The organism is Actinomycetospora chlora (assembly GCF_039542135.1).
Taxonomy (GTDB): Bacteria; Actinomycetota; Actinomycetes; order Mycobacteriales; family Pseudonocardiaceae; genus Actinomycetospora; species Actinomycetospora chlora.
Window position 1 is genome coordinate 1 of sequence record NZ_BAABHO010000081.1, and the last position, 20662, is coordinate 20662.

Here is a 20662-nt window from a genome sequence, read left to right on the forward strand (position 1 = left end):
GTCGGCGGCCGTGCGGGCCGCCACGGCCGCCGCGGCGGCGACGTCGGCCTGGTTGCGGTCGGCGCGGGCCCGGGAGTCGGCGTTGGCGGCCTCGATGCGCGTGCGCTCGGCGCCGTCGAGGGCCGCGGCCGGGTCGGCGGCGACGGTGTCGCGCAGGTCGGCGCGCTCGGCGACGTCGACCGGCCCGGTCGAGCCCGACAGCACCGACACCGGCCCCAGGACGTCGGCCTGCTGGAACCAGGCCGCGATCCAGGCGTCGACGTCGGCGCGGGCCCGGTCGGCCGCGGCGGCGGCGACGTCGGCACCGTGGCGGCTCTGCTCCGCGGCCCGGCGGGCGGCGTCGGCGCGCGTGCGGGCGGCGGTCTCGTCGGCGAGGGCCCGGTTGGCCAGCTCCTGGCGCTCGACAAGGTCGGCGGTGAGGCGGTCGAGGTCGGCCCGGGCGGTGGCGATCCGGGCGACGAGCGACCCGGCCTCGTCGGCGCGGTCCGTGCCGGGGGCGACCGGCGGGGTCGGGGTGGGGCCGGGGCCGGCGACCGCGGGGACGGGGGCGAGCAGCAGCGGCACCATCACCGCCGTCACCACCACGGCGATCACGCCGCGCACGGTCGCGGGCGTGCGCACGCCGTCCTCCTCCCGCCGGGGACACCGGGTGTCGGGCTCGGAGGAGCGTGACGGCGCCGGTCCCGGCCGCCGCGGTCCGACACGCGGTGGTGTGGCGGGAATCGCCCGCCCGGGTGGGTCGATCACGGTCCGCGGCCGTCGCGGCGCCCCACGCTGCGGGAACGGCCGCCGTAGGCTGGACGGGGCGGGAGTGCGGCGTCCGCCGGGGTGCGCGAGACTCCCGCCCGACCCCCGGGTCGGGCGTCGACCCTCCGCGCCGGGCGGCACCAGCCGCCCCGGCGGAGCCACCACCCCGACCGCAGCGACCCCGGGCCGCGGACGATCACCACGCGCCGCGGCGAGGAACTGAGGAGGAACCCGTCCGTGAGCTCAGACCAATCCGCCGACTCCTTCGGTGCGAAGGGGACCCTCGAGGTCGGCGGGCAGTCCTACGAGATCTTCCGCCTGTCGGCGGTCGAGGGCTCGCAGCGTCTGCCGTTCAGCCTGAAGGTGCTGCTGGAGAACCTCCTGCGCACCGAGGACGGGCTCGTCACCACCGAGGAGTCCATCCGCGCGCTCGCCGAGTGGGACCCGAACGCGGAGCCCGACACCGAGATCCAGTACGTCCCGGGCCGCGTGGTGATGCAGGACTTCACCGGCGTCCCCTGCATCGTGGACCTCGCGACGATGCGCGAGGCGGTCACCGAGCTCGGGGGTGACGCCACGAGCGTCAACCCGCTCGCGCCCGCCGAGCTCGTCATCGACCACTCGGTGGTGGCCGACCTGTTCGGCACCCCGGACGCGTTCGAGCGCAACGTGGAGCTGGAGTACCAGCGCAACGAGGAGCGCTACAAGTTCCTGCGCTGGGGCCAGACCGCGTTCAACGAGTTCAAGGTCGTCCCGCCGGGCACCGGCATCGTCCACCAGGTCAACATCGAGCACCTGGCGCGCGTCGTGATGACCCGGAACGGTCAGGCCTACCCGGACACCCTCGTCGGCACCGACTCGCACACCACGATGGTCAACGGCCTCGGCGTGCTGGGGTGGGGCGTCGGCGGCATCGAGGCCGAGGCGGCCATGCTCGGCCAGCCCGTCTCGATGCTCATCCCCAAGGTCGTCGGCTTCCAGCTCTCGGGCGAGCTGCCCGCAGGCGCGACGGCCACCGACCTGGTCCTGACGATCACCGAGATGCTGCGCGAGCACGGCGTCGTCGGGAAGTTCGTCGAGTTCTACGGCGAGGGCGTCGGCGCGGTGCCGCTGGCCAACCGCGCCACGATCGGCAACATGAGCCCGGAGTTCGGCTCCACCTGCGCGATCTTCCCGATCGACGACGAGACGCTCGAGTACCTGCGCTTCACCGGCCGCGACGACGACCAGGTCGCCCTCGTCGAGGCCTACTGCAAGGAGCAGGGCCTCTGGCACGACCCGACGGCCGAGGCCGACTACTCCGAGACGCTCTCGCTGGACCTCTCGACGGTCGTCCCCTCGATCGCCGGCCCGAAGCGTCCGCAGGACCGCATCCGCCTGGACGCGGCCAAGGAGTCGTTCCGCTCCGCGCTGCCCGACTACGTCTCCGACGACGAGCAGCCGCACAGCCAGTCCGAGGAGTCCGACAGCGAGTCGTTCCCGGCCTCCGACCCGCCCGCCGAGCACCCGAACGGCGACGACGACAAGCCGTCGGTGCACAAGCAGCCGGTCGACCCGGGCGGGCGCGCCTCGCACCCCGTGCCGGTGACGCTGTCCGACGGCACCGAGCTCGAGCTCGACCACGGCGCGGTGACGATCGCGGCGATCACGTCGTGCACCAACACGTCGAACCCCTCGGTGATGGTCGGCGCGGCCCTGCTGGCCCGCAACGCCGTCGAAAAGGGCCTCGAGCGGCGGCCGTGGGTGAAGACCTCGCTGGCCCCGGGCTCGAAGGTCGTCATGGACTACTACGAGCGCTCGGGGCTGCTGCCCTACCTCGAGAAGCTCGGGTTCAACCTCGTCGGCTACGGCTGCACCACCTGCATCGGCAACTCGGGCCCGCTGCCCGAGGAGATCTCAAAGGCCGTCAACGACGAGGACCTCGCGGTCACCGCGGTGCTCTCGGGCAACCGCAACTTCGAGGGCCGCATCAACCCCGACGTCAAGATGAACTACCTGGCCAGCCCGCCGCTCGTGGTGGCCTACGCGCTGGCCGGCACGATGGACCTCGACCTCGCCACTGAGCCCCTGGGGTACGACACCGAGGGCAACCCGGTGACGCTCGAGGACATCTGGCCCTCGCCGCAGGAGATCCAGGAGGTCATCGCCTCCTCGCTGTCCCCCGAGCAGTTCACCTCCCGCTACGGCGAGGTGTTCGCGGGCGACGAGCGCTGGACGTCGCTGCCCACGCCCGAGGGCGAGACGTTCACGTGGGACGAGGAGTCGACCTACGTCCGCAAGCCCCCGTACTTCGAGGGGATGTCGCGGGAGCCGTCCGAGGTCACCGACATCGACGGTGCCCGCGTGCTGCTCAAGCTCGGTGACTCGGTGACCACCGACCACATCTCCCCCGCCGGTGCCATCAAGGAGGAGTCGCCCGCCGGGCAGTACCTCAAGGAGCACGGCGTCGAGCGCAAGGACTTCAACTCCTACGGCTCGCGCCGCGGCAACCACGAGGTGATGATCCGCGGCACCTTCGCCAACATCCGGCTGCGGAACCTGCTGCCCACCGGCGACGGGGGCGAGCTGCCCCAGGGCGGCTGGACGGCCGACTACAGCCAGGGCGGCGACCAGGCCTACGTCTACGACGCGGCCATGAACTACGCCGAGGCCGGCACCCCGCTCGTCGTGCTGGCGGGCAAGGAGTACGGCTCCGGGTCCTCGCGCGACTGGGCGGCCAAGGGCACGACGCTGCTCGGCGTGCGCGCCGTCATCGCCGAGTCCTACGAGCGCATCCACCGCTCCAACCTCGTCGGGATGGGCGTGCTGCCCCTGCAGTTCCCGGAGGGGCAGAACGCGGACTCGCTGGGCCTGACGGGCACCGAGACGTTCGCGATCTCGGGCGTGACGGCGCTGAACGACGGCGACGTGCCCGACACCGTCCACGTCACCGCGACGCCGGAGTCCGGCGACGCGATCGAGTTCGACGCGCGACTGCGCATCGACACCCCGGGCGAGGCGGCGTACTACCGCAACGGCGGCATCCTGCCGTACGTGCTGCGCAAGATGTTGGGCTGAGCGAGCCCGACCCTTCCGGAACGAACGCGCCGTTCGCTGCTTCTAGCGCAGCGAACGGCGCGTTCGCTGTTCTCAGGGGGCGGCGGCGCCCTCCATCGCGGCGCGGACCTCCTGCTCCTCGGTGCGGCCCCGACGCCAGTAGCCGGTGAAGCACACGTCGCGCTTGTCGACGCCGCGCTCGCGCACGACGTGCCGGCGCATCGCTGTGACCTCCGACGCCTCGCCCGCCAGCCAGACGTAGGGCCGGGCGCCGGGGAGGGTCAGGGCGGCGAGGCGCTCGGCGAGGGTCCCGGGCGCCGTCCAGTACACGTCCACGTCGCCGTCGGTCGCCCAGACCTGCTGCTCGGTGACGTCCCGGACGCTCGCGACGACCGTCGCCCCCCGCCCCGGCGGCAGGGACTCGACGATCGCGCCGATGGCCGGCACCGCGGTCTCGTCGCCGGCCAGCAGCACCGCGTCGTGGTGCTCGCAGGGGGCGTAGAGCCCGTAGGGGCCGGTGAACGCGAGCCGCGCGCCGGGCGTCGCGCCCATCGCCCAGTCGCGCGCCGGACCCTCGTCGTGGACCACGAAGTCCACGTCGAGCTCCACCGGGTCGTCCCGCCGGCGGCGCAGGGTGAACGTGCGCATCGGCGGGCGGACGTCGTCGGGCATCGCGAGGTAGCGGTGGAACCAGCCGGTGACGTCGCCGTCCTCGATCTCCGGCACCTGCGGCGCGGGCTCGCCGGGGCGCGGGAGGAAGAGCTTGAGGTAGCCGTCGGGGGCGACGGCGGGCAGGTCGGCGAGCTCCGGGCCGGCCACGGTCACCCGCACCACGCGCGGGGTGGGCCGGGCCACGGCCCGGGCGACCGCGCGCCGCAGGCGCACCTCCGGGCGGGTCGACGTCGTCGTCACGCGGGCTCCTGCTCGGTCGGGGGCGAAGTGAGGGCACCCTAACCCGAGGCATGGCCCGGGCCGTCCCGGTCAACCCCCTCGCCGAGGGAAGGAGAACCATGACGCTGCAGGACACCGCCCGCGAGATCCTCGCCGACGGCAAGGGGATCCTCGCCGCCGACGAGAGCACCGGGACGATCACCAAGCGGCTCGAGGCCGTCGGGGTCGAGTCCACCGAGGAGAACCGGCGCCGCTTCCGCGACCTGCTGTTCACCACCGCCGGGGCCGAGGAGCGCCTGGGCGGGGTGATCCTCTACGACGAGACCGTCCGCCAGGACGCCCTCGACGGCACCGGCATGGTGGAGCTCCTGCGCCGGCGCGGGATCGTGCCCGGCATCAAGGTCGACGCGGGCGCGAAGGACCTCGCCGGGTTCCCGGGCGAGAAGGTCACCGAGGGCCTCGACGGGCTGCGCGAGCGTTTCGCCGAGTACGCGGAGCTGGGGCTGCGGTTCGCCAAGTGGCGCTCGGTGATCAATGTGTCCGAGGCCCTCCCGACGGGCACCGCGATCGAGCTCAACGCCGCCGGCCAGGCCCGCTACGCCGCGCTGGCCCAGGAGGCGGGGCTGGTGCCGATCGTCGAGCCAGAGTCGATCATGGACGGCGACCACGGCATCGACCGCTCCGCCGCCGTCACCGAGGAGGTCCTGGCCGCGACCGTCGAGGCGTTGCGCCGCCAGCGCGTGCTGCTCGAGGGCGTGCTGGTGAAGACCAACATGGTCGTCTCCGGCTACGCCGGCGGCGACCAGGCCGGCCCCGACGAGGTGGCCGACCGGACCCTCGAGGTGCTGCACCGCACGATCCCGGCCGCCGTGCCCGGCGTCGTGTTCCTCTCCGGCGGGCAGGACGACGCGCAGGCCAACGCCAACCTCGACGCCATCGCCCGCCGCGGCCCGCAGCCCTGGACGGTGAGCTTCTCCTACGCCCGCGCGCTGCAGGGCCGCCCGATGTCAGTGTGGGCCGGCGTCGAGAAGAACGTCGCGGCCGCCCAGGAGGCGTTCGGCGAGCGCCTGCGCCTCACCGGGGCGGCCGTCCGCGGCGAGTGGACCGCCGACGCCGAGCGCGCGGCCTCCTGAACCGAGCGAGGGGCACCCTCGCTCGGGTGGATCGAGCGAGGGTGCCCCTCGCTCAGTCCCTGCGCGGGCGCGGGTCGAGGGAGTGCACGTCCTTGGTCAGCTCGTCGACCGACTCGTAGACCGACGTCGCCCCCGCCTCGCGCAGCTCCTCGTTCGAGAAGCCGCCGGTGCGCACGGCCACCGAGGGCAGGCCGAGACGCTCGGCGGCGCGGCAGTCCCACACCGAGTCGCCGACGACCACGGCCCGCTCCGCCCCGACGCGCTCCATCGCGACAGCCAGCAGGTCCGGCGCCGGCTTGGTCTGCTCGACGTCCCCGGAGCTGACCCACGCCTGCGGGAGGTCGCCGGCGTCGATGAGCTCCGCGTAGCGCTCTACGTGGTGCGGCTTGCCCGAGCTGGCCATGACCAGCCCGAAGCCGGCGTCCCGGATGGCCTGCAGCAGCGCGTGGGCGCCCGGCAGCGCGCTGAACTCGTCGAGCATCGCGTCGGCCTGCTCGGTCCACGCCGCGCGGATGTCGTCGCCGTGCTCGCGCTCGACGTCGTCGCCGGCGACCGCGCCGACCAGCTGGTCCCCGCCCATGCCGATCGCGCGGTGGATGTTCCAGACGGGCACCGTGACGCCGTAGCGGCGGAACGCGCGGTACCACGCGATCGCGTGGTGGTAGTTCGTGTCCACGAGCGTCCCGTCGACGTCGAGGATCACCGTGCCCTGGGTGTCGGTCATGGGGCCGGGGGTGCCCTGCCCGGCCCGTCCGGCATGCGCCGACCCGCCCTCACGCTGGCCACACGGAACGTTACGACGAAAGGGCGTCTGTTGTTGGTCCGTTCGACCGTGTGATGAAGGCCGCTCGGACTACTGGTGAATCGTCACTCAGCCGCTCGGGGGTCGTTGGCCTCGGCATGATCTTCCGCTCCCCCCGGGCGCTCGGGCTGCTGGCCCTGGTCGCGGCCGCGCTCGTGACCAGCGGGTGCGGCGGTGCCGAGGCCCCACCCCCGCGGACGGTGGCGGTGTCACGGGCGGCGGTCGAGACCGGCGTGTCGGCCCAGGGGTCGGTCGCCGCCACGGCCACCAACAACCTCGGCTTCCCGCAGGGCGGGCAGCTGACCGAGGTCGACGTCACCGTCGGCGACCAGGTCCGCGCAGGCCAGGTCCTGGCCAAGATCGACGACTTCGCGGCCCGCCAGCAGCTCGACCAGGCACAGACCGCCCTCGAGGGCCAGGAGGCCGCCTACCAGCAGGCCCTCGACAACACCGCCGTCGACGGCGCGGGCAACTCCGTCGCCTCGGCCCGGCGGATCCTGCGGGCGACGCAGGACCAGGTCGACACGACCCTGGAGCAGGACGACGCGGGGATCCACCAGGCAGAGGCGGCGGCGGCTCAGGCACATCGTGCTTCGGACCAGGCGGATGCACGGTTCGCCCAGGACCAAGCCGCCTGCGCGGCGAATGGCGGGGCGAGCTCCTACGGCCCACCGAGGATGCTGCTGCCCAGTCAGCAACAGACCAACACGGCATGCATCCTCCTGCCCGGCGACCAGAGCCAGGCGGCCATGGCCCAGCAGGGCGCCGCGCAGGCCGACGCCCAGGTCGCGCAGGCGCGCAGCAAGCGCCAGCTCGACGAGGCCGCCGGCCGGGTCCAGGTGGAGCAGGCGCGCAACGGCGTCGTCCAGGTCCAGAACCAGCTCGACGCCGCGCGGGCCGCGCGGCCGAGCCAGCTCGACCAGGCACAGGCGCAGGTCGACAACGCGCGGATCGGCGTGGAGAACGCCGAGCGCGGGCTCGCCAACACGACGCTGACGGCGCCGGTCGACGGGGTCGTCACGGCGCTCAACGGCGCGGTCGGCGAGTTCACGCAGCCGAGCTCGGGCACCACGCCGCTGGCCCCGGGCGGCGAGGCCGCGATCCCGGGCGCGGCGTCGGGCGCCGCCGCCGGGGCGGGCGCCGCCGCGGCCTCGATGGGCGCCTCCCCGGGCCGGCCGGGCGGGACCCAGTTCCTCCTGCTGCAGAGCACCTCGGGCTTCTCGGTGGTGGCGCCGTTCCAGGAGATGGACGCCGCCCCGCTGCAGCCCGGCATGCCGGCCCACGTCACCCTCGACGCACTGCCGGACGTGACCCTGGACGGCACCGTGCTGGCCGTGGCCCCGGCCTCGACCGACATCGCGAACGTCATCAACTACTACGTGACGGTCGCCGTCGCCCGCCCCGATCCGCGACTCAAGGACGGCCAGACGGCGCAGACGTCGGTGATCACCGGCCAGGGCACGAACGCGGTCAGCGTCCCCAACTCGGCGGTGATCCGGCAGGGCGACCGGACGTCGGTGGTCGTCGTGCGGCCCGACGGGCAGCAGGTCCCGACGCCGTTCGTGCCCGGCCTCGTCGGCGCGGACCGCACCGAGGTCCGCAGCGGTCTGACGGAGGGTCAGCAGGTGCTGCTGACCGCGCGCCGGTGAGCGCCGGCGCGGACGACACCGGCCCCGTCGCCACCGAGCAGCCGGCGGAGGACGGGACCGGGGAGGGTGGGGGGCGCCGCGGCCTGAGCCGGCGCACCCGCGTCGCGCTGATCGTCATCCTGGTCATCGCGCTGCTCGCGGCCGCCGGCTTCACGCTGAGCTACCTCCTGGACGCCCGCCAGTACGTCTCCACCGACAACGCCCAGATCGACGGCACCCAGATACCGATCGTGGCGCCCACCAGCGGCACCCTCGTGGGCTGGACCGGCACCCAGGGCGCCGTGCTGCACGCCGAGCAGGTGGTGGGCCGCGTCGAGATCGACGGCGGCTACGTGCGGCCCCAGCGGCCGATCCGCGCGCCCGCGGCGGGGACGGTGGCCACGGACGACACCACCGAGGGCGCGTACGTGACCGCGGGACAGCAGCTCGCGATCGCCTACGACCCCGGCGACGTCTACGTCACCGCGCGCATCGACGAGACCGACATCAACGACGTGCGCGTGGGCCAGGTCGTCGACTTCACCGTCGACGCTTACGGCGGCCGGACGTTCACCGGCTCGGTCCGGGAGGTCCAGGGCGGTGCGGCGGGGGTGTTCTCGCCGCTGCCGCAGTCGAACAGCTCGGGGAACTTCCAGAAGGTCACCCAGGTCATCCCGGTGAAGATCGGGATCGACGACCTGCAGGGCCTCGAGCTGATCCCGGGCATGAACGTCGAGGTCGACATCCACCGGTCGGGCTGACGCCCGGTCACTCCATGATGCGCGGGCCCTCGCTCGGGGCCGGCCTGCCGCTGGGCAGCAGCAGCGCCAGGAGCACCGCGCCCGCGGTGAGCGCCGTGGTGACGAGCATGAGGTCGCCGAACGACGTGTCGAAGACCTGGGACTGCAGCTGCGACTGCTGCACGTACTCCCCCAGCATCGACGAGGTGCTGCCCGACGTCGTCGCCGACCCGGCCGTGTCCGTCGGCATCATCCCCGCCCGGTCGGCGTAGCCCTGGGACTGCTGGGCGGTCATGAGCGCGGTCATGGCGGCCAGGCCGATCGCCGAGGACGAGCGCTGGATGACGGTGTTGAACGCGCTCGCGCCGTCGACGCGGCTCGGCGGCAGCGACGACAGGCCGCCCGTCATGATCGGCATCATCGCGAGCCCGATGCCCGCCGCGCGGAACGCGAGGATCCAGGCGAGCTCGGAGTGCGGGGTGTCGATGGTCAGGTCGCGCAGCAGGTACGTGCCCCAGGCGACGATGACGAGCCCGATCACCGCGGGCCAGCGAGCGCCGATGCGGTCGTAGATCTGCCCGGCCAGCGGCATGATCACGGCCATCACGAGGGCCTGCGGGAGCAGCAGCAGGCCCGTCTCGAACGCCCCGAGCCCCTGGTTGATCTGCAGCGACTGCGGGATGTAGAAGAGCACGCCGAAGAGGCCGGCCGAGATCACCGCGATGAGGATCAGCGAGTTGGTGAACGCCCACGTCGCGAACACCCGCACGTTGAGCAGGGGTTTCTCGACCTCGAGCTCGATGACGACGAACGTCGCCAGCGCGAGCACGCCGTAGGTCAGCAGGATCATGACCGGGTACGACGTCCAGCCCCAGTCCTCGCCCTCGTGCAGGCCGAGCAGCAGCGCGAACAGGCCCGAGGCGATGGTGAGGAACCCGGGCAGGTCGAACCGCTCGCGCTTGCCGCCGCCGAAGTTCGGCAGGTAGATCATCGCCGCGATCGTCCCCACGACGCCGATCGGGACGTTGATGAAGAAGATGAGGCGCCAGTCGACGTACTCGACGAGGTAGCCGCCGAGCGTCGGGCCGATCGCCGGCGCGAAGATGATGCCGAGGCCGTACATGCCCATCGCGGCGCCGAGCCGGTCCTTGGGCACGATCTTGTACAGCATCGTCAGCGCGACGACGGGGATCACGCCGCCCGGGATCGCCTGGAGGATGCGGAACGCGATCATCGAGTTGAGGTCCCACGCGAGGCCGCACAGCACGGACCCGACGGCGAAGCCGATCATCGCGACGATGTAGGCCCGCCCCAGTCCCATGCGCAGCCCCAGCCACGCGCTGGCCGGGACGATGACGCCCTCGGCGAGCGAGTAGGCCGTCGAGATCCACGAGATGTCCTCGGTGGTGACCCCGAAGTCGTTCTGCATCACCGGGATGGCGACGTTGACGATGCTGATGTCGAGCACCGACATGAACATCCCGGCGACGAGCACCATCAGGGCCACGACCCAGTTGGTCGTGCCGGTGGGCGCCGGGGTGGCGGTCGCGGTCCCCGCGGCGACGCCCGGGGCGGGCGGCTCCTCGACGGGTGCGGGCGCGGCGGGCCGGGGTGACGTGACGGTCGCGCCGTTCGCGACGTGCGCCGGCTCGTCCGGAGCGGTCCTCGGGGCCGCGTCGGTCTCGGGCCTCGCCGTCACGGGATCCTCCGGCCGGCGAGGCGTGTGCGCCCGATCATCCCGCGAGGCTACGACTCACTGAGCCGCGCTTCACCCGGAACCCACGGTGACGGTCATCGCCCCCGAAGGAGGGTTACTGGCTCGTATCGCTCGCTCAGCGAGCGATACGAGCCAGTAACCCCGGATCAGAGGTCCGCGAGGGACGTCAGCGCGGGTTCTTGATGAAGTCGGCGCAGCGCTCGCCGATCATCATCGTCGTGATGCACGGGTTGACGGTGATCAGGTCCGGCATGATCGACCCGTCCGCGACCCGCAGCCCGTCGACGCCGCGCAGGCGCAGCTGGGGGTCCACCGGCGCCATCGGGTCGGACTCCGGGCCCATCTTCACCGTGCACGACGGGTGGTAGACGGTGTTGTGGGTCTTCGCGATGTAGTCGAAGATCTCCTCATCCGTCTGCGCCGCGTCGCCGGGGGCCTGCTCCTTGCCCACCCAGTCCTTCAGCGCCGGCGCCGCCGCGATCTCCCGCGCCACGCGCACGCCACGGATCATGACCTCGCGGTCGTGCTCGTGGGTGAAGTAGCGCGGGTCGACCGCGGGCTTGTCGCGGAAGTCGCGCGTGCGCAGACGCACGGTGCCCTGTGACTGCGCCCCGGTGACGTTGGGCGTGAGGCAGAACGTGTTGTCGCTGCTCGGGTAGCCCCAGCGCACGAGGTTGAGGTCGAACGGCACCGACCCGTAGTGGAACATCAGGTCCGGCGTCGTCCGGCCCTCGGCGCCGGCGAAGATGCCGATCTCCCACCACTGCACCGACTCGCTCGGCATCGGCTGCAGGGCCTCCCACTGGACGAGGCCCTCCGGGTGGTCCTGGAGGTTCTCCCCCACCCCGGGCGCGTCGACGCGCACCTCGACGCCCACCGAGCGCAGGTGTTCGGCCGGCCCGATGCCCGAGAGCATGAGCAGCTTGGGCCCGTCGATCGCGCCGGCCGACAGCACCGTCTCGCGGCGAGCGGTGACCTCGATCGTCCAGCGCGTGTCCGGCGTGCGCAGGGCGACGCCGGTGGCGCGCGGCCGCGGGCCGGAGTCGTCGAAGGTCAGGTACTCGGCGCGGTAGCCGGTCCACACCTCGAGGTTCGCCCGCTGCGCCATCACCGGGTGCAGGTAGGCCGCCGACGCCGAGCTGCGGGTGCCGTCGGGGTTGGCGTTGACCTGGAACCAGTTGGCCCCGCGCAGCACCGTCCGCCCGGTGTTGAACGGCGTGGTCGGCAGCCCCACCTGCTCGCAGGCCTCGAGCAGCGCCCGGCCGCAGGGGTCCTTCGGCGCGATGGAGCGGATGGTCACCGGGCCGTCCGTGCCGCGTCCCGGCGGCTCGGCGAACTCCGCGCCGTCCAGTGCGGTCTCGAGCTTGCGGTAGAAGGGGTAGCACTCGTCGGCCGACCACCCCGTGGCGCCGTAGGCCGCCCAGTCGTCGAGGTTCTCCCGTGGCGCCCAGAAGGCGATCGCCGAGTTGTGCGACGAGCAGCCGCCGAGCACCTTGGCCCGCGCGTGGCGCATGTAGGAGTTGCCGAACTCCTGCGGCTCGATGGGGTAGTCCCAGTCGTAGCCGGACTCCAGGAGCTCCATCCAGCGCCAGAGGTTGAGGATCGCCGGGTCCCCGACGTCCGACGGGCCCGCCTCGACGAGCAGCACCGAGACGTCCGGGTCCTCCGAGAGCCGCGCGGCGACCGCCGAGCCGGCGGTGCCGCCGCCGACGACGACGTAGTCGAACTCGCGTCCGTTCCGTGGTCCGCTCATCACGCCTCCTGGACGGGCTTCTCGGTGGGGACGTCGACGCGGGCGTGCTCGGCCACGACGCCGGTCTTGTGGCGCTGCACGGTCCAGTAGTAGGCGAAGCCGGCGCCGAGGATGATCCCGGGCAGCAGCACCCCGCCCCACTGGAGGTACCAGTGGAACGGCTCGCTGGCGTTGTAGATCTCGTTGCGCGGCCAGGCGAGGTTCACGGCCATCACCCCGCCCCAGATGATCGCGAGGACGTTCACCGGCAGGCCCCAGCGCCCCAGCGAGAATCCGTCGGGCCGCGGCTGCCACGTGCCGCGCAGGCGCTGCACCAGCATCGGCACCGTGACCAGCAGGTACGCGGTGTAGATCATGATGATCGCGATCGACGTGACCACCGTGTAGATCTGCGGGCTGAAGGTGACCAGCAGCAGGACGATGGCGATGATCCCGATCGTCACCGACGACACCACCGGCGTGCCGAACCGCGGGCTGATCGTGCACAGCTTCGTGCCGGCCGGCAGGTTGTTGTCCCGGCTCATGGCGAAGGCGAGGCGGATCGCCGCGGCGTGCACGGCCAGGGCGCAGACCACGACGGCCACCGCGACCGCGATGAGGATGACGGTGCCCCCGTACGGGCCGAGCACCGCGAGGACCAGGGCCTGCAGGCCGCCGAGCTGGCTGAACGCGGGGTCGGAGAGGTCGGGCGCCGACATGAGCGCGAAGAGCAGGATGAGCCCGCCGAGCAGGAACGAGAAGAACAGCGCCCGCAGGATCGCCTTGGGGGCGTTGCGCCGCGGGTCGTGCGACTCCTCGGCGAGCGAGCTCGCGGTGTCGAACCCGTACATGACGTAGAGGGACGCGAACATGGCCACGAGGAAGGCGCCCGCGTAGCCGAGCGGCCGGCCGCTCGTGTCGATCCCGCCGCTGGAGAGCACGACCTGCGGCCCGCGCACGATGTTGATCGCCAGCAGGATGATCAGCAGCACCGCGGCGATGAGCTCGATGAACACGCCGGTCGAGTTGATCTGCGCCATGAGCTTGGTGCCGAAGGCGTTGATCAGGGTCGTGAACACGATGAGGATCGCGGCGAGGATGACGCCGTTGAGGGCCTCGGCGTTGGTGGTGTCCTCGGGGATGAACTGGAACCCCGACCAGATCTCGGGCAGCGTCGCCTGCAGCGCCAGGGCGACGGCCGCGATCGAGACGATCGACGCGGTGAGCATCGTCCAGCCGGCGAGCCACGACACGCCGTGGTGCGACAGCCGCTTGCTCCAGTTGTAGATCGACCCGGCCACCGGGTAGCGGGCGGCCAGCTCGCAGAAGCAGAGGGCGACCATCAGCTGGCCGACGAACACCAGCGGCCACGACCACCAGTACGACGGGCCGCCGCTGGCGAGCCCGAGGTAGAACAGCTGGAACGTGCCGGTGAGGATCGAGATGTAGCTGATGCCCGCGGCGAAGGTGTGGAAGCTGCCGAGCGAGCGGACGAGGCTCGGCTTGTAGCCGAACTCGTCGATGTCCTCGGCGTCGGTGGCGCTGGCCTGCTTGTGGGTCTTCTCGTGACTCTCGCTCACGAACCACTCCCTGGTGTGGAAGCCGATGAGGGGAACCACCCGGTCGGACCCGGCCGGGTGTTGGTCCAGATGTGCTTGGCCTCCTGGTACTCGGCGAGGCCGGCGCGCCCGAGCTCCCGGCCGACACCGGAGTGGCCGAAGCCGCCCCACTCGGCGGCCGGCACGTACGGGCCGAAGTCGTTGATCCAGATCGTGCCGTGGCGCAGGCGGGCCGCGACCTCCTCGCACGTGCCGTGGTCGGACGAGAAGACCGCCCCGGCCAGGCCGTACTCGGTGTCGTTGGCGATGCGGACGGCGTCGTCGAGGTCGGTGAACGTCTCGACGGTGAGCACCGGGCCGAAGCTCTCGTCGTGCACGACGGACATGTCCTGGGTGCAGCGGTCGAGGATCGTCGGCGGGTAGAAGTACCCGTCCTGCAGCGCCGGGTCGGTCGGGCGCTCGCCCCCGCAGCGCAGCACCGCGCCCTCGGCGATGCCGGCCGCGACGTAGCGCTCGACCTTCTCGCGGTGCGCCGCGGAGATCAGCGGGCCGGTCTCGGTGTCCGGGTCGTCGGGGCCGCCCAGGCGGATGCGCTTCGCCCGCTCCACGAGGTCGTCGACGATCCGGTCGTGCGCGGACTCCTCGACCACGAGCCGCGCGCCGGCCGAGCACACCTGCCCGGAGTGCAGGAAGATCGCCGTGAGCGCGTTGTCGACGGCCGTCTCGTGGTCGGCGTCGGCGAAGAGCACGAACGGGTTCTTGCCGCCGAGCTCGAGGGCGACCTTCTTCACGGTGGGGGCCGCCGCCTCCATGATCTTCCGGCCGGTGACCAGGCCCCCGGTGAAGCTGACCATGTCCACGCGCGGGTCGGTCGAGAGCGGCGCGCCCGCGGACGCCCCGGCCCCCAGTACCAGGTTGGCGACGCCGTCGGGAACCCCGGCCTCGGCCAGCAGCTCCATGAGGATGATCGCGGTGTGCGGGGTCAGCTCGCTGGGCTTGAGCACGAACGTGCAGCCGGCCCCGAGTGCCGGCGCGACCTTCCACGCGGTCTGCAGCAGCGGGTAGTTCCAGGGGGTGATGAGCCCGCAGACGCCCACGGGCTCGTGCACGACCTTGCTGCGTGCCGTCGGGACGCCGGTCTCGACCAGGCGCCCGTCGTCGGTGGCCGTGAGCTGACCGAACCACCGGAAGCAGTTCGTGATGTCGTCCATGTCGATCTCGGACTCGGCGACGCGCTTGCCGGTGTCTGCGGTCTCGGCACGGGCGAGGCGGTCGCGGTCGCGCTGCAGCAGGTCGGCGACCCGCAGCAGCAGGGCGCCGCGTTCGGGCGGCGGCACCGACGACCAGCGGGCGTCGTCGAACGCGCGGCGGGCCGCGGCGATGGCGAGCTCGGTGTCCTTCGCCGAGGCTTCGTCGACCTCCGCGACCAGGGTCCCGTCGGCCGGGGAGCGGATCTCCCGCCGGCCGCCCTCGACCGCCGAGGTCCACGCTCCGTCGATGTACAGGTCCGCCACGCGCGGTGTCCCCTTCCTCCATCACCCGGTCGGCCCTGTGTAGAGCCCGGTCGAGTATCGACCCTGGCGCGCCGTCGGCACCATGCCTTGACAGCGGCCACACACGTCGCAGTGGCCGGATCAGCCAGCGCCGAACGGGGTAGACGGGCGGGTGGCACGGCGCGCGCTGGTGGTCGGGGCGGGGATCGGCGGGCTCGCCGCGGCGGTCGCGCTGCGCGGGGCGGGGTGGGACGTCGAGGTCCGCGAACGGCGCGACGAGCCGTGGGACGAGGGCGCCGGCATCTCGTTGTGGCCCAACGCCCTGCGCGCCCTCGACGCCCTCGGCGTCGGTGACGACGTGCGGGCCGTGGGTCACGCCCACGAGGCCGGCGGCATCCGCGACCGACACGGCCACTGGCTCGCCCGCACCGACAACGCCGCCCTCGCCCGCCGCCACGGCGACGGCATCCTCGTGCTCGCCCGCTCCGCCCTGCTCCGGACGCTCGCCGGTGCCCTGCCCGACGGCACGGTGCGGACGGGAGTGGCCGTCGAGGACCCGGGGGCGGCGGACCACGACCTCGTCGTCGGCGCCGACGGGATCGGATCCGCGGTGCGCCGGCTCGTCGCGCCGGATGCGCGACCGCGTTCGACGGGCACGGTCGCCTGGCGGCTCACCGCCCCCGTCGACGACCCGCCGCGGGCCGGCGGCGAGACCTGGGGCGTCGGGGCGTACGCCGGGCTCGCGCCGCACGGCGACGGGCGGGTGCACCTGTGGGCCGTGGTGCCCGCCGGCGAGGCCGCGGCGTCCGACCTCGACGCCCTGCGCCGCCGCCTCGCGGGCTGGCACGCGCCGATCCCCGCCCTGCTCGAGCGGGTCGACCCGGCGTCGGCGCTGGTCACCGAGCTGCGGTGGCTGCCACCCCTGCGGACGTTCGTCGCCGGCCGGGTGGCGCTGCTCGGCGACGCCGCCCACGCGATGACGCCGAACCTGGGCCAGGGCGCGTGCCTGGCGCTGGAGGACGCGGCCGTCCTCGGGGCCTGCGCCGACGACCTCGCCCGCTACGACCGCCTCCGCGTGCCCCGCACCGCGCGGCTGACCCGGATGTCGCGGCTCGCCGGCCTGGTCGCCGGGATGCCCGGCCGCGTGCCCACCGCGGTCCGCGACGGCGTCGGGCGCCTCGTGCCCACCGCGGTCACGGTGCGCGGGCTCGACGGAGTGCTCAGCTGGGCGCCACCGCGATGACGCTCGCGCGCCCCCGGCCCTCGGCCTGGTGCACGACGTCGAGGTGCCCGAACGCCGCGAGCAGCTCGCCGGGCTCCGCCCGGAAGGGACCGCCGGCGTCACCCACCGCCGACAGCACCTCCACCACCAGCAGGCCGCCGGGCGCGAGGAGCCCCGCGAGCGCCGGGTAGAGCGCCGGGTCGCGGAAGCGCTGGCAGACGACGACGTCGTAGGGGCCGGTCACGGGCAGGCCGGCGTCGAGGTCCGCGGCGATCCAGCGCACGGGGCTGTCGCCGGCCAGCGCGCGTCCGACATCGAGGGCGACCGGCGAGACGTCGACCGCGTCCACCTCGAGGCCGCGCCGGGCGAGCCAGACCGCGACCGTCCCCCGCCCGCAGGCCACGTCGAGGGCGCGGCCCGCCGCCGGCAGCAGGTCCTCGCGGCCGAGCAGGGCGTCCGGCGGCCCCGGCTCCCCCGGGCCGAGCCCGGCGTAGCGGGCGTCCCACCGCTCCCGGTCGGCCTTCCCCACGGTCGAGCTCCGCTGCGCTACGTCTCCCGGCTCAGGGCTTGCGGCCCACCACGCCGGCGATGCACCGCTGCGCGGGCAGCAGCGGGGCGAGCTGCGGGCCGTCCGGCCACCACTTCACGCACAGCTCGAGGCCCGGGTCGACGAGCTCCAGCCCCGGCATCATCGCGAGGATCTGCTCCCGCGTGCGGAAGCGCCCGGTGCCCAGCGGGCTGTGCAGGAAGACGTCCTCCATGCGCCGCGCGACCACGCTGTCCTCGTCCTCCGGATCGAGGAAGTGGCTCAACGCGACGTAGCTGCCCGAGGGCAGGGCGTCGATGTACTGCTGCATGATCTCGGCGCAGGTCAGCCCCGACTCGTCGTAGTGGTGCAGCGTGCCGAGCTGCAGCAGCGCGAGCGGGCGCGTGAAGTCGAGGTTGCGCGTCACCACGGGGTCGTCGAGCACCTCGCGCGGCTGGGTCAGGTCGCCCGGGGAGAAGAACGTGCGGTCGTTCTCCTCGAGCAGCGCGCGCCCGTGGGCCACCACCGTCGGGTCGTTGTCGACGTAGACGACACGGGCCTCGGGGTTCAGGCGCTGGGCCGCCTGGTGCGTGTTCTCGGCCGTCGGCAGGCCCGACCCACAGTCGAGGAACTGGTCGATGCCGGCCTGGCCCGCGAGGAAGCGGACCGCCCGCACCAGGAACGCGCGGTGGTCGACGGTGAACTGACCGATCTCCGGGGCGACCTGGCGAAGCTTGTCGACGACCTCGCGGTCGGCCGGGTAGTTGTCCTTCCCTCCGAGGGCCGTGTCGTAGACGCGCGCGATGCTCGCCTTCGACGTGTCGATGAAGGCGGGAGCGGACCCCGAACGGGACGAGGAGTGCGCAGCGGTCATCGGCAACCCATCGGAGAGAGTGACGTCACGGACGGTCGATCACCCTAGGAGGGTATACGCCCGCGCCTTCCGACGGGTCGAACGACGGACACGTTCGGTCCCGCGGTGTAACGTCACGGGCTCGCGAGGGGCCAGGACGTGGCCGTCGTCGACATCGGGGAGCGCACCAGCGTGGCCGAACGGGAGCAACAGGAGCCCGAGGGCGCCGGGCCGACCGCCCGCCGGATCATCCTGGGGGCTCAGCTGCGGCGGTTGCGGGAGCGCGCCGGCGTCGCCCGGTCCGACGCCGCGTGGTCGATCCGCGGCTCCGACTCGAAGATGAGCCGCCTCGAGGCCGGCAAGGTCGGCTTCAAGGAGCGCGACGTCGCCGACCTGCTGACGATGTACGGCATCACCGCCGAGGACGAGCGCGAACTGCTGCTCGACATGACCCGGCGCAGCAACGAGCCGGGCTGGTGGCAGCCCTACGGCGACGTGCTCCCGGACTGGTTCGAGGACTACGTCGGCCTGGAGATGAGCGCCTCGCGCATCCAGACCTACGAGCTGCTGTTCGTGCCCGGCCTGCTGCAGACCGAGGACTACGCCCGCGCGATCATCACCTCGGGCCACCCGGAGCGCGCGAGCGCCGACGACGAGCGCCGGCTGGCCGTGCGCATGCGCCGCCAGCAGATGCTGGGGCGCCGCGACGCGCCGACGGTGTGGGCCATCGTCGACGAGGCGGTGCTCTACCGGCCGATCGGCGGACCGTCGGTCCTCGCCGGCCAGATCGAGCGGCTCCTGGAGCTCTCGGCGCTGCCGAACGTCGTCGTGCAGGTGCTGCCGTTCACGCTCAGTGGCTACGCCGCGGAGAGCACGTTCTCGATCCTGCGCTTCGCCGAGCCCGAGCTGCCCGACCTCGTCTACCAGGAGCACCTGACCGCCGCGGTCTACCTGGACAAGCGCCCGGAGGTCGAGGCTTACAGCCGGGTGATGGACCGCGTCGCGGTCGACGCCCTGACGCCGGACGAGACGCGCCAGTACCTCACCAAGCTGGCCGCGGAGCGACGCGCTCCGTAGTCCCCGCGCAGCGGTCGGGTGGAGTCCCGGCGCACGGGGCGTGTGCACGTGCAGCCGGTCTCGGCGCTTGCTAGGGTTCGTGCACCAACCGGATGCACGTGCAGATGATCGGGGCGGACGCCATGGGACAGGTGCCGAACGCACAGGTCGCCCTGCCCGACGTCACGTGGCGCAAGAGCGGCCGCTCGGGCAAGCAGGGCAACTGTGTCGAGCTCGCCCCCGCGGGCTCGCGGAGGGTCGCGGTGCGCAACTCGCGGTTCCCCGAGGGCCCGGCGCTCGTGTTCTCCGTCGCGGAGATGACCGCGTTCGTCGCCGACATCAAGGGCGGCGCGTACGACGACCTCTTGGGTGTCGACGAGCGACCGGGGTGTGCGTCGTGAGGCGCCCGTCCTGCTCGCGCACGATGTGGCTGACGTGCGCCGTCGACGGCACGGACCACGCCGTGTCCGACGCGGCGTTCGTCGCGGCCCAGGGCGGCGACGGGCGCTACGAGGCGCTCTGTCGCGCCACCGTCTGGGCCGGCTCGCTGGCGTCGCCGCCGGCCAGCCGTTGCACGGTCTGCGCCGCCGCGGCCGGTGAGCCGCTGCCCCCGTCGCGACCGGGCGACCGCCGCGCGGGTGGGCTCTGGGCGCGGTTCGTGCCGCGCGCGTCGGCCTGAGCGGTCGTCGTCACCCGCACGGCCCTCGCGACGACCCGATCGACGTAGAGTGATCAATCTGCGTTCGGACGAATGGCCGCGTACCCCGGACAGGTAACTTACGCCGAACGGCCAATTGCTCTCCGTATATCACTCTCCTACTCTCGTGACCTCCACGAGAGACGAGCGAGAGGGTTTCGTGATCCAGGCGGCCACGGGCACGGCGGCTCCCGCAGCACCGGCGGGGGCCACGGCGGGGGTCCCGGCGACCCTCGCGACGCCGTCCCGGTCGGACCGGCCCGCGCTCCTCGGGCTGCTCGAGCCGCTGCGCGACCTCCCCGGCGTCACGCACGCCCGCGTCGTCGACCTCTCGGGCGACCACGTCCTCGCCGAGATCGGCGCCGACACCGGCGCCGCCGCGGCCGTGCTCACCTGGGGCCGGCGCGCCGGGGGCGTCGCGGCCGACCGGGAGCTCGCCCTCGACGACCTCATCGTCACCTCCGACGTCGCCCACCACCTGCTGCGCGCCCTGCACGACCCGTCGGCGCCCGGGGCGTGGGTGTACCTCTGCGTCCGGCGTGACCAGGGCAACCTCGCGCTCGCGCGGCGCCGGCTGGCCGCGCTCGCGGGGGGACGCACGCCCGCACTCCCGGCGGCGACGTCGTCCGCCCCGGCCGCTCCCCCGACCTCCGCGACGGCACCGGCGCCGTCCGCGGCACCGCCCCCGACGAACCGGTCGACCAGCGCGCCGGTCCGCCCCCACCCCACGAGCCCCGCGGCGGCCGGCACGCCGGCGCGGACGCCGGCAACGTCGCCGGCAGCCACCCCGGCGGCGGCCCCCGTCGCCACGCCGGTCGCCCTGCCCGCGC

At 73.3% G+C, this 20662-nt stretch carries 16 protein-coding genes and 2 pseudogenes; 9 read left to right on the forward strand and 9 right to left on the reverse strand.

The window, feature by feature from the left end; genetic code table 11:
- A pseudogene (locus tag ABD994_RS29440) lies at window positions 1–621 on the reverse strand (hypothetical protein); the annotation flags it as partial.
- A 363-nt stretch (window positions 622–984) separates the two neighbouring features.
- On the opposite strand from ABD994_RS29440, the gene ABD994_RS29445 reads away from it, so the two are divergent.
- Window positions 985–3804 carry an aconitate hydratase gene (locus ABD994_RS29445; protein WP_345424584.1) on the forward strand — a complete coding sequence of 940 codons (2820 nt, stop codon included), beginning with the start codon at window positions 985–987 and terminating at the stop codon, window positions 3802–3804.
- A 72-nt stretch (window positions 3805–3876) separates the two neighbouring features.
- On the opposite strand, the gene ABD994_RS29450 is transcribed toward ABD994_RS29445, so the two are convergent.
- The gene (locus tag ABD994_RS29450; RefSeq protein ID WP_345424587.1) at window positions 3877–4695 is read right to left on the reverse strand and encodes a siderophore-interacting protein; all 819 of its coding nucleotides are present in this window, start codon (window positions 4693–4695) and stop codon (window positions 3877–3879) included.
- 98 nt (window positions 4696–4793) lie between these two features.
- Between ABD994_RS29450 and ABD994_RS29455 the strand changes: the two genes are divergently transcribed.
- Entirely contained in the window at window positions 4794–5807 is a 1014-nt protein-coding gene (locus ABD994_RS29455; protein WP_345424590.1) for a class I fructose-bisphosphate aldolase, read from the forward strand.
- A gap of 52 nt (window positions 5808–5859) precedes the next feature.
- Here the strand turns inward: ABD994_RS29455 and ABD994_RS29460 are convergent, their stop codons facing one another.
- Entirely contained in the window at window positions 5860–6531 is a 672-nt protein-coding gene (locus ABD994_RS29460) for an HAD family hydrolase (RefSeq protein ID WP_345424599.1), read from the reverse strand.
- Window positions 6532–6707: 176 nt separating this feature from the next.
- Here ABD994_RS29460 and ABD994_RS29465 point away from each other — a divergent pair, with 176 nt between their 5' ends.
- Both ABD994_RS29465 and ABD994_RS29470 read left to right on the forward strand, forming a co-directional pair.
- The gene (locus ABD994_RS29465) at window positions 6708–8258 is read left to right on the forward strand and encodes an efflux RND transporter periplasmic adaptor subunit (RefSeq protein WP_345424603.1); all 1551 of its coding nucleotides are present in this window, start codon (window positions 6708–6710) and stop codon (window positions 8256–8258) included.
- A complete protein-coding gene (locus ABD994_RS29470) occupies window positions 8255–8998 on the forward strand; it encodes an HlyD family secretion protein (protein WP_345424606.1) in 744 nt (247 codons plus the stop codon). Before ABD994_RS29465 ends, ABD994_RS29470 begins: the two co-directional genes overlap by 4 nt.
- 7 nt (window positions 8999–9005) lie before the next feature.
- On the opposite strand, the gene ABD994_RS29475 is transcribed toward ABD994_RS29470, so the two are convergent.
- The 4 genes from ABD994_RS29475 to ABD994_RS29490 form a co-directional block, all read right to left on the reverse strand.
- Window positions 9006–10676, reverse strand: a complete 1671-nt coding sequence (locus ABD994_RS29475) for a DHA2 family efflux MFS transporter permease subunit (protein ID WP_345424610.1) — start codon at window positions 10674–10676, stop codon at window positions 9006–9008.
- A 184-nt stretch (window positions 10677–10860) separates the two neighbouring features.
- On the reverse strand, window positions 10861–12447 hold the full coding sequence (locus tag ABD994_RS29480; protein WP_345424613.1) for a GMC family oxidoreductase: 1587 nt from the start codon (window positions 12445–12447) through the stop codon (window positions 10861–10863).
- Window positions 12447–14006, reverse strand: coding sequence for an APC family permease (locus tag ABD994_RS29485; RefSeq protein WP_345424616.1), 1560 nt, complete (start codon window positions 14004–14006; stop codon window positions 12447–12449). The genes ABD994_RS29480 and ABD994_RS29485 overlap by 1 nt, the downstream gene beginning before the upstream one ends.
- Window positions 14003–15499, reverse strand: coding sequence for an aldehyde dehydrogenase family protein (locus ABD994_RS29490; RefSeq protein WP_345424619.1), 1497 nt, complete (start codon window positions 15497–15499; stop codon window positions 14003–14005). Before ABD994_RS29490 ends, ABD994_RS29485 begins: the two co-directional genes overlap by 4 nt.
- A 151-nt stretch (window positions 15500–15650) precedes the next feature.
- On the opposite strand from ABD994_RS29490, the gene ABD994_RS29495 reads away from it, so the two are divergent.
- Complete coding sequence (locus tag ABD994_RS29495; protein ID WP_345424622.1) at window positions 15651–16721, forward strand: FAD-dependent monooxygenase; 1071 nt, start codon at window positions 15651–15653, stop codon at window positions 16719–16721.
- On the opposite strand, the gene ABD994_RS29500 is transcribed toward ABD994_RS29495, so the two are convergent.
- The gene (locus tag ABD994_RS29500) at window positions 16699–17229 is read right to left on the reverse strand and encodes a class I SAM-dependent methyltransferase (RefSeq protein ID WP_345424625.1); all 531 of its coding nucleotides are present in this window, start codon (window positions 17227–17229) and stop codon (window positions 16699–16701) included. The genes ABD994_RS29495 and ABD994_RS29500 overlap by 23 nt on opposite strands.
- Before the next feature lie 31 nt (window positions 17230–17260).
- Window positions 17261–18100, reverse strand: coding sequence for an SAM-dependent methyltransferase (locus ABD994_RS29505; RefSeq protein WP_345424629.1), 840 nt, complete (start codon window positions 18098–18100; stop codon window positions 17261–17263).
- A gap of 171 nt (window positions 18101–18271) precedes the next feature.
- Between ABD994_RS29505 and ABD994_RS29510 the strand changes: the two genes are divergently transcribed.
- The 4 genes and pseudogenes from ABD994_RS29510 to ABD994_RS29525 form a co-directional block, all read left to right on the forward strand.
- Window positions 18272–19156, forward strand: coding sequence for a helix-turn-helix domain-containing protein (locus ABD994_RS29510; protein WP_345424636.1), 885 nt, complete (start codon window positions 18272–18274; stop codon window positions 19154–19156).
- Window positions 19157–19278: 122 nt separating this feature from the next.
- Entirely contained in the window at window positions 19279–19536 is a 258-nt protein-coding gene (locus ABD994_RS29515) for a DUF397 domain-containing protein (protein WP_345424641.1), read from the forward strand.
- Window positions 19533–19814 carry a hypothetical protein gene (locus ABD994_RS29520; protein ID WP_345424633.1) on the forward strand — a complete coding sequence of 94 codons (282 nt, stop codon included), beginning with the start codon at window positions 19533–19535 and terminating at the stop codon, window positions 19812–19814. Before ABD994_RS29515 ends, ABD994_RS29520 begins: the two co-directional genes overlap by 4 nt.
- A 178-nt stretch (window positions 19815–19992) precedes the next feature.
- Window positions 19993–20662 (forward strand): annotated as a pseudogene (locus ABD994_RS29525) (hypothetical protein); the annotation flags it as partial.